5 protein-coding genes and 1 pseudogene are annotated in these 4,654 nt (G+C 67.1%); 5 read left to right on the top strand and 1 reads right to left on the bottom strand.

What is annotated here, in order from left to right:
- A partial coding sequence (locus FUT87_RS10685; protein ID WP_147240997.1) for a LysR family transcriptional regulator occupies positions 1–382 on the bottom strand: 382 nt, incomplete at its 3' end.
- Positions 383–517: 135 nt separating this feature from the next.
- On the opposite strand from FUT87_RS10685, the gene FUT87_RS10680 reads away from it, so the two are divergent.
- From FUT87_RS10680 to iscU, 5 genes and pseudogenes are all read left to right on the top strand, one after another.
- On the top strand, positions 518–913 hold the full coding sequence (locus FUT87_RS10680) for a RidA family protein (protein ID WP_091724265.1): 396 nt from the start codon (positions 518–520) through the stop codon (positions 911–913).
- A 1-nt stretch (position 914) separates the two neighbouring features.
- On the top strand, positions 915–2,024 hold the full coding sequence (locus FUT87_RS10675; RefSeq protein WP_186830471.1) for an NADH:flavin oxidoreductase: 1,110 nt from the start codon (positions 915–917) through the stop codon (positions 2,022–2,024).
- A 318-nt stretch (positions 2,025–2,342) separates the two neighbouring features.
- Positions 2,343–2,876 (top strand): Fe-S cluster assembly transcription factor, encoded by a 534-nt coding sequence (locus tag FUT87_RS10670; protein WP_091724267.1) that lies wholly within the window; start codon positions 2,343–2,345, stop codon positions 2,874–2,876.
- Between the two features lie 67 nt (positions 2,877–2,943).
- On the top strand, positions 2,944–4,164 hold the full coding sequence (locus tag FUT87_RS10665) for an IscS subfamily cysteine desulfurase (protein ID WP_091724268.1): 1,221 nt from the start codon (positions 2,944–2,946) through the stop codon (positions 4,162–4,164).
- Positions 4,165–4,207: 43 nt separating this feature from the next.
- A pseudogene (gene iscU / locus FUT87_RS10660) lies at positions 4,208–4,620 on the top strand (Fe-S cluster assembly scaffold IscU).
- Positions 4,621–4,654: the final 34 nt, after the last annotated feature.

The raw sequence follows: 4,654 nt of genomic DNA, 5'->3' as shown, positions 1-4,654 counted from the left end.
GCAACTGCAGGTCGATGCCGGGATGCCGCAGGCGGAAGTCGGACATGCGCGGGACCAGCCACTTCACCGTGAAGGCATTGGTCGCCGAGATCACCACCTGCGGCCGGCGGCGAGGTTGGGGCAGGCGCTCAAGCGCCGACTGGATCGCGTCGAAGCCGTCGCGCAGCACGGGATAGAGCTGGGCGCCGGCTTCGGTCAGGGTGACGCGGCGCACCTGGCGCTCGAAGAGCACGACGCCGGATTGCTCCTCCAGTCCTCGGATCTGATGGCTGATCGCCGTCGGCGTCACGGCGAGTTCCTCGGCGGCGGCCTTGAAGCTGCCCAGGCGCGCGGCCGCCTCGAAGGCGCGCAGCGCGGACAGTGGAAGCGATCGACGATCCATCGGATGGTGTTGATGAATGAGTTCTGCTCATCTTACGGCTGACAATTGAACCTTTGTCGCCAGTTGGTCGCATCCCTATCGTTCACCCCGAGGTCGGCGCTTTCGTCGGCTTCGATGAATGAAAGGAATGCAATCATGCTGGAACGCCTCATCACCCATCCCGATCCTTATGAGCCCTATCTGCTGTCGCAAGGCATCAAGGCGGGCGGACTGCTCTTCATCTCCGGTCAGGCCGGCGCCGGGGAGGACGGCCGCATCGTGGCGGGCGGTTTCCTGGCCCAGGGGCGCCAGGCCTTCGCGAACCTGCGTCGCGCGCTGGAAGCCGGCGGCGCCGGGCTGAAGGACGTCATCAAGGTCACCATCTTCGTGACCGACATGGGCCACTTCGACGATGTGGTGGCCCTGCGGCGCGAGTTTTTCTCGATGCCGTACCCGGCGGACACCATCGCCGAGATCAAGGCGCTCTACACGCCGGACGCGATGATCGAGATCGAGGCGATCGCCGAAGTGCCCGATGCGCAGGGGCGCTGACATGAAGGCGTCCAACCTGTTCGAGCCCGTTGACCTGGGGCCGCTGCGACTTGCGAATCGATGGGTCGTGGCGCCGATGACGCGCGTCAGCGCAACCATCGACGGCCAGGCGACGCCGCGCATGGCGCGGTATTACGCCGACTTCGCGGCGGGCGGCTTTGGGCTGGTCATCACGGAAGGGATCTATACCGACCGCGCGTACTCGCAGGGATATCTCTTCCAGCCGGGGCTGGCCGCCGACGCACAACGCGACGCTTGGCGACCGGTGGTGGCGGGCGTCCATGCCGCGGGCGGACGCATCGTGGCGCAGCTGATGCACGCGGGCGCGATCTCCCAGGGCAACGCGCACCGGGCCGTGGCGAAGGGCCCGTCGGCCGTGCAGCTGGCGGGCGTCCAGATGTCTTTCTATAGAGGGGAGGGGCCGTATCGCATGCCCGAAGCCATGACGCTCGCGGAGATCACCGCGGCGATCGACGGGTTCGCCGCGGCGGCGTTGCGGGCCAGGGAGGCTGGGTTCGACGGGGTGGAGCTGCACGGCGCCAATGGGTATCTACTGGACCAGTTCCTCACCGAGCACACCAATCGGCGCGAGGACGGCTATGGCGGCGCCTTGGTTCAGCGACTGCGGTTGGGCGTCGAAGTGATCACCGCCGTGCGGGAGGCGGTGGGCGCGGGGTTCCCGGTCGGCTATCGGGTGTCGCAGGGCAAGGTCAACGACTTCGGCCACAAGTGGCGCGGCGCCGAGGCCGACGCAGCACTGGTGTTCAGGGCTCTGTCGGCGGCACCGATCGACTACCTGCACACGACCGAGTTCGAGGCCTGGCAGCCGGCCTTCGGAGAAGGTCCGAGCCTCGCGGCACTGGCGCGGCGGTACGGGTCGGTGCCGGTGATCGCGAATGGATCGCTGCATGATCCGGCCCGCGCCGCGGGGATGGTGGCGCGCGGGGAGGCGGACCTCATCGCCCTGGGACGGGGCGCGCTGAGTAATGCCGACTGGCCGCGGCGGGTTCGGGACGGGCTGCCGCTGGAGGAGTTCGACCGGGCGTTGCTTTCGCCGCTGGCCGATCTGGCGAACGCCGACCGGAGGCGCGCCCGGACCGCACGAGCCTGAGATCGCTCGCAAGACCCCGCCTGCGGGAAGGGTTATTGGCGCTGTCATTGAGAATCCGGCGGCGCGGGATGCCAAGGCCCGCCCGGGCCGGCCGCCCGGCCGCTGGACATCTGGCCTCTAGCGCAAACCGCCGTTCCGCGCCTGGCCTGGAACGGCCCCCTCGACGCCAGTCGGGGGTAACCCGAGCAAGCTCCTTCTTAATTGAGTAAAATGCTCGGACATTGCAGGGGGAAACCCTGCTTCGTGAGTCGACCCGGCGTCAGCCGAGCCGCCGCCTCCATGTCCTGAAGCCCGACACGGGCGCCAAGGAGAAGTTCGATGCGTCTCACCACCAAAGGTCGTTTTGCCGTCACCGCGATGATCGATCTGGCCCTGCGCGAAAACAGCGGCCCCGTCGCGCTGGCGGCAATCAGCCAACGCCAGCAGATCTCGCTGTCCTACCTGGAGCAGCTGTTCGGCAAGCTCCGCCGCCATCAGCTCGTCGAGTCCACCCGCGGCCCCGGCGGCGGCTATTCGCTCGGCCGCCGTTCCGATGAGATCACCGTCGCCGACATCATCGTCGCCGTCGACGAGCCCATCGACGCCACCGGCTGCGGCGGCAAGGAAAACTGCATGGGCGACGACAACGGCCGCTGCATCACGCACGACCTGTGGACGGCGCTCAACAACAAGATGATCGAGTTCCTGGACTCCGTGACGCTGCGCAAGCTCGTTGACGACCAGCTCGCCAAGGGCGTCACCGTCGAGGAAGCGCCCGTCAAGCGCGCCATCTCCAGCACCCCCGTCGTCAAGCCCATCCGCATCACCGCGCCGAATTCCGTCTTCGCGCTCGGCAATGCGATGAGCAAGTGATCCCGGCCCTCCGCTCCGCTCCGGTCCGCGTCAACCCGATTCAGTAGTCGACAAGAAGAACGTTCCCATGGACATGACCCCGCACTTCCCCATCTACATGGACTACGGCGCCACCACGCCGGTGGACCCGCGCGTCGTCGACGCGATGATCCCGTGGCTGCGCGAGCATTTCGGCAATCCGGCGTCGCGCAGCCATGCCTGGGGGTGGGAAGCGGAAGAAGCCGTGGAGAAGGCCCGCGGCGAGGTCGCCAAGCTGATCAACGCCGATCCGCGCGAGATCGTCTGGACCTCCGGCGCGACCGAGTCCAACAACCTCGCCATCAAGGGCGCGGCCAACTTCTACCAGTCCCGCGGCAAGCACCTGATCACCGTCAAGACCGAGCACAAGGCCGTGCTCGACACGACGCGCGAACTGGAGCGCCAGGGCTTCGAGGTGACCTACCTCGACGTCAAGGAAGACGGCCTGATCGACTTCGACGTGCTCAAGGCGGCGATCCGCCCCGACACCATCCTGATCTCGGTGATGTTCGTGAACAACGAGATCGGCGTGATCCAGGACATCCCCGCCATCGGCGCGCTGTGCCGCGAGAAGGGCATCATCTTCCACGTCGACGCCGCGCAGGCCACCGGCAAGGTCGAGATCGACCTGGCGACGCTGCCCGTCGACCTGATGAGCCTGGCCTCGCACAAGAGCTACGGCCCCAAGGGCATCGGCGCGCTGTACGTGCGCCGCAAGCCGCGCGTGCGTCTGGAAGCGCAGATGCACGGCGGCGGCCACGAGCGTGGCTTGCGCTCGGGCACGCTCCCCACGCACCAGATCGTCGGCATGGGCGAGGCCTTCCGCATCGCCCGCGAGGAGATGGCCACCGAGCTGCCCCGCATCAAGGCGCTGCAGCAGCGCCTGCTGGATGGCCTGAAGGACATCGAGCAGGTCTTCATCAACGGCGACCTCGAGCGCCGCGTGCCCCACAACGTCAACGCCTCGTTCAACTACGTCGAGGGCGAGTCGCTGATCATGGGCATCAAGGGCATCGCCGTGTCCTCGGGCTCGGCCTGCACGTCCGCCAGCCTGGAGCCCAGCTACGTGCTGCGCGCGCTGGGCCGCAGCGACGAGCTGGCGCATTCCTCGCTGCGCATGACGATCGGCCGCTTCACGACCGAGGAAGAGATCGATTACGCCGTCTCGCTGCTGAAGGACCGCGTCGCCAAGCTGCGCGAGCTGTCCCCGCTGTGGGACATGTACAAGGAAGGCATCGATCTGAGCACCATCCAGTGGGCCGCTCATTGATCTGATCCGCAGGACACCCGAACAACGACGTTGGAGAACAGTCATGGCATACAGCGACAAGGTCATCGACCACTATGAGAACCCCCGCAACGTGGGCGGTTTCGACAAGGGCGACGAATCGGTGGGCACCGGCATGGTCGGCGCGCGGCCTGCGGCGACGTGATGAAGCTGCAGATCAAGGTGAACCCGGCCACCGGCCTGATCGAGGACGCCAAGTTCAAGACCTACGGCTGCGGCTCCGCGATCGCGTCGAGCTCGCTGGTCACCGAGTGGGTCAAGGGCAAGACGCTGGACGAGGCGCTGTCCATCAAGAACAACCAGATCGCGGAAGAACTGGCGCTGCCGCCGGTGAAGATCCACTGCTCGATCCTGGCCGAGGACGCCATCAAGGCCGCCGTGGACGACTACCGCGCCAAGCACGGCCAGACCGCCGACGCCGCGACCGCCACCGCCTGAGGTCCGCGCGATGTCCGTCACCCTGACCGAAGCC

The sequence above is a fragment of the Mitsuaria sp. TWR114 genome (assembly GCF_007997345.1).
Note: the sequence above shows the minus strand (reverse complement) of the source record. Positions and strands in the feature narration are given on the sequence as shown.

What these genes read in the sequence shown, in the direction of transcription:
- FUT87_RS10670 (WP_091724267.1), top strand. Translation starts at nt 2,343, where the DNA reads ATGCGTCTCACCACCAAAGGTCGTTTTGCCGTCACCGCGATGATCGAT.
- FUT87_RS10675 (WP_186830471.1), top strand. Translation starts at nt 915, where the DNA reads ATGAAGGCGTCCAACCTGTTCGAGCCCGTTGACCTGGGGCCGCTGCGA.
- FUT87_RS10680 (WP_091724265.1), top strand. Translation starts at nt 518, where the DNA reads ATGCTGGAACGCCTCATCACCCATCCCGATCCTTATGAGCCCTATCTG.
- FUT87_RS10665 (WP_091724268.1), top strand. Translation starts at nt 2,944, where the DNA reads ATGGACATGACCCCGCACTTCCCCATCTACATGGACTACGGCGCCACC.